The sequence below is a fragment of the Vibrio sp. 2130-1 genome (assembly GCF_033339515.1).
Genome location: NZ_JAWOUT010000755.1, coordinates 1 through 510, shown reverse-complemented (window position 1 = coordinate 510; position 510 = coordinate 1). Strand labels below are relative to the sequence as shown.

The window sequence follows — 510 nt, the reverse complement described above, 5'->3', positions numbered from 1 at the left end:
GTTTGACGAGAATGGCCAAGCAACCATGTTGAATGGTCAAAATGAATTACTGTTAGGACGCCGTATTTTCTGGGATTCAACATTGAATCAACAATTGGACCAAGGCGTATTTGAAACCGCTTGTGATTTTATTCACGGCCAACCAAATGTTGTGGTCTGTAAGAAACACCCAGAAACTCAAGCTATTTTGAGAGATAAATACATACCTCGCGTGCGTGCCTTGCAATCGCAGGTGATCGCTCATGTGGAAAGCAAAAAGCGTCATGTCCGTATTCCGGATGAGTTGGGCGGAAGTGAACTTGACGGTGCGGTCGCTCGTTCTTTCCTTCATAGCTTAAATAAACGCGGGCACAACGTTCAATTTGCAATTCATAATGCAGGTGGCGTTCGTACTTCACTCAATCCAGGTGATATTACAGTGGCAGATGTTGCCGGACGATTATTGCCTTTTGCCGTACCGATCGGGTTTTACGATGTGAAAGGTGCGGTTATTCGCCGAGATCGGAAGAG

1 protein-coding gene is annotated in these 510 nt (G+C 45.7%); it reads left to right on the top strand.

The genetic code is table 11. From position 1 onward, the window contains the following. A partial coding sequence (locus tag R7Q09_RS28525) for a 5'-nucleotidase C-terminal domain-containing protein (protein WP_318144255.1) occupies window positions 1-510 on the top strand: 510 nt, incomplete at both ends.